At 67.3% G+C, this 3,201-nt stretch carries 3 protein-coding genes and 1 pseudogene; 2 read left to right on the top strand and 2 right to left on the bottom strand.

What is annotated here, in order from left to right; translation table 11 throughout:
- Nucleotides 1-202, bottom strand: a pseudogene (locus tag ACO48X_RS11040) (hypothetical protein); the annotation flags it as partial.
- 51 nt (nt 203-253) lie between these two features.
- Here ACO48X_RS11040 and ACO48X_RS11045 point away from each other — a divergent pair.
- On the top strand, nt 254-1,735 hold the full coding sequence (locus ACO48X_RS11045) for an amino acid permease (protein ID WP_485002135.1): 1,482 nt from the start codon (nt 254-256) through the stop codon (nt 1,733-1,735).
- A 70-nt stretch (nt 1,736-1,805) separates the two neighbouring features.
- Nucleotides 1,806-2,978 carry an asparaginase gene (locus tag ACO48X_RS11050; RefSeq protein WP_485002136.1) on the top strand — a complete coding sequence of 391 codons (1,173 nt, stop codon included), beginning with the start codon at nt 1,806-1,808 and terminating at the stop codon, nt 2,976-2,978.
- Here the strand turns inward: ACO48X_RS11050 and ACO48X_RS11055 are convergent.
- Nucleotides 2,956-3,201 (bottom strand): hypothetical protein (locus ACO48X_RS11055; protein ID WP_485002137.1); only part of this gene is annotated, 246 nt, incomplete at its 5' end. The genes ACO48X_RS11050 and ACO48X_RS11055 overlap by 23 nt on opposite strands.

The raw sequence follows: 3,201 nt of genomic DNA on the forward strand, positions 1-3,201 counted from the left end.
CGGTGAAGAGGTTCTTTGCATTCCATTCGCTCTCGCCGTGGCGGAGCAGCACCAGGGTGTATGTCATGCACCAATTTTCCCACGCCGAGCCGCAAGCCGCCAGACCGTTCGTCCCACGGCCGCCCGGCGCGCCGCCGAAGGCGTTCGGATCGTCGGCGCAACCGTCGCCGGATCGAATCCCAAGCCGTCGCGGACGTAGAATTGCCGCAATCGCGCACTCGCGACCGCTCGTTTGCCAATGACAGGAGGAACGATGAAGGACGCGCACTTGCCGACATCGACCGCAGCGAAACACGACAGGGGCGACGCCGGATACAGCAAAGAGCTCAAGCCTCGACACATTCAGATGATCGCCATCGGCGGGTCCATCGGAACGGGTCTGTTCCTCGGGGCCAGCGGCCGCCTCGCCCAGGGCGGCCCCGGGCTGGTCGTCGCTTATGGAATCTGTGGGATTTTCGCGTTTCTCATGGTGCGGGCGCTCGGCGAACTGGCAATCCGCCGCCCGTCCTCGGGCGCATTCGTCTCCTACGCGCGCGAGTTCACGGGCGAGAAGGGCGCTTACATCGCGGGCTGGATGTTTTTCCTCGACTGGGCTGTCACCGTCATGGCGGACATAACGGCCGTCGCCCTGTACATGCATTATTGGACGGCCTTCCGAGGAATTCCGCAGTGGTTCATCGCCCTCGTCGCCCTCGCCTTGGTCTTCGCCCTCAACTTGCTGAGCGTCAAAATGTTCGGCGAGGCGGAATTCTGGTTCGCGGCGATCAAGGTGGCGACGATCGTCGGCTTCATGGCGGTTGCCGTCTGGGCGATCGTCGTCGGGCACGACGTCGGCGGCCACACCGCGGGCTTGCACAACATCGCCGAATCGGGAGGCTTCTTCCCCAAGGGGCTCGCCCCGGTTTTCGCGCTGACCCTCGGCGTCGTCTTCGCCTTCGGCGGCACGGAAATGGTGGGGGTGGCCGCAGGCGAGACGAAAGAGGCCGAATGCGTTCTTCCGAAGGCCATCAACTCGATGATCGTCCGCATCTTCGTCTTCTACGTGGGCGCCGTGGCGCTCATGGCCGTCGTCCTGCCGTACACCGCGTATTCGAAGGACGAATCCCCCTTCGTCACTTTCTTCAAGGGAATCGGCGTGCCGCACGCCGGGAGCGTGATCCAAGTGGTCGTCCTCACCGCCGCGCTCTCCTCGCTCAACGCCGGCCTGTATGCGACGGGCCGCACGCTTCGCTCCTTGGCGGTGGCGGGTTCGGGCCCGCGCTTCGCCACCCGCATGAACGCGAACCACGTGCCCTACGGCGCCATCATCATCACCTCGGCCCTCGGCCTCGTCGGGGTGTTTCTCAACGTCGTCCTCGAAAAGGACGCCTTCGACGTCGTCATGAACCTCGCGGCCATCGGCATCGCCGGCACGTGGGCCTCGATCCTTGTCACCCACCTCGCCTTCCTCAGGCGCGTGAAGGCGGGCAAGGAGACCCGCCCCTCCTACAGGATGCCCGGCGCCCCGGTCACGAACTACATCGCCCTGGCCTTCTTCGCCGTCGTCGTCGGCTCCAATCTCACGAGCTCCGAAGGCCGGTGGACGCTCGCGCTCTTCGTGCCGGTGGTCGCGATGATGGCAGGCGGCTGGCTCCTCGTTCGCGGGCGGGTGGACGGCGCCCTTCTCGACCGCGTTCTCGACGAGGAGGCCGCCGACGACGGCGACCAGGCCCTTTCGACCGACGGCAAACGCTGAGCCGCCTGCAGGACGTGAGCCGGCCGCGGCTAGGATTGTTCAACGTGCACAAACTCCAAGGAAGGAAGAAATGCGCATACACGTGACGTACACGGGCGGAACTATCGGCATGGTCGACTCGCCCAACGGCCTCGTCCCCGGCGCCGACCTCAAGGGATGGCTCTACTCTCTGATCGCGGGGACCGAGCTCGAGGGGCGGGTGAGCCTGACGGAGCTCGAGCCGCTCATCGACTCCTCGAACGCCACGCCCGAATCGTGGCAGGCGATCATCGACGATCTGCACGCTCACCGCGAGGAGGCCGACTCCTTCGTGGTGCTTCACGGCACGGACACCATGGGCTATTCGAGCGCCGCCCTCTCTTACGCCCTCGTCGGCTTTGACAGGCCCGTCGTCTTCACGGGGGCGCAGTATCCTTTGGGCGACGTCGGCTCCGACGCCGCGGGGAATGTGGCGGGCGCTTTGCGGGCCGCGTCCTCCGGGCGGGCAAAGGGCGTCAGCCTTTTCTTCGGCCACCACCTTCTGGCCGGCAACCGCGTGACGAAAACGAGCTCGTGGTCCTTCGAGGGCTTTGCCTCGCCGTCGGTCCCACCGCTCGCGCGAACGGGCGCGCCCTGGCGGTGGTACGCCACCGACGAGGTCGTCTCGCCGACGGCGGGGCCCGAGCCTGCCGCTTCCGGGGCGGCGGCTTCGGGATTTTCCCCTTCAGGATCGACGGCTTCCGGGACGCAGGCTTCCGGGGCGGCGGCTTCCCTTTTAGAAGCCGCGCAGGCGCCCGCCGACGGCGTCGGCTGCGCCAGGGGCGCCGAAGAACACGATTGGCGAGATCCCGCTCCCTACACACGGCACGACGTCGTCGTGATCGACCTCGCTCCCGGAATATCGGCCTCCCGGCTCGAAGCCCTTCTCACGCCGCGCCCCGAGGCTGTGCTGCTGCGCGCCTACGGCGTGGGCAACGTGCCCGCGGCCGAACCCGGGCTGGCCGATGTGCTCGAGCGGACGATCGCCGACGGCGTCCCGGTGGTCGTCGCCTCCCAATGCCATCAAGCCCAAGTGTTTCTTGGCCACTACCAGGCCGGCGACGCCATCGCGCGGGCGGGGGCCGTCGGCGCCGGCGACATGACCTTGGAGGCCGTGTACTCCAAGATCGTCTTCCTCCTGTCTCAGGGGCTTCGCGGAAACGACCTGGCCACGTGGATCGGACGGCCGATAGCCGGCGAGCTCACGCTGCCGACCTTCCAGTGAGCGCCAAGCCCCACAAAGGCTCGGCGAAACGCGCGTTTGAGCGACGTCCGTACATGCGCATGGCGAGTGCCGCGCCTTGGAGCGCCGAGTCTCGCAACAGTCCGGCGAATCCCGCGCAAGCGGCGCGCTCTTCGGCGACGGCTGCACGCGCCCCGGCAGCGGCAGTGGGGTGGAACGGCGCGCAGGCGCCCCTCAGCCAGGCACCACCGCCACTTTGAGGCCC

It is taken from the genome of Peptidiphaga sp. (assembly GCF_057238965.1).

Bases quoted from the DNA above. Each gene is read 5' to 3' on its own strand.
- ACO48X_RS11045 (WP_485002135.1), top strand. From the start codon at position 254: ATGAAGGACGCGCACTTGCCGACATCGACCGCAGCGAAACACGACAGG.
- ACO48X_RS11050 (WP_485002136.1), top strand. From the start codon at position 1,806: ATGCGCATACACGTGACGTACACGGGCGGAACTATCGGCATGGTCGAC.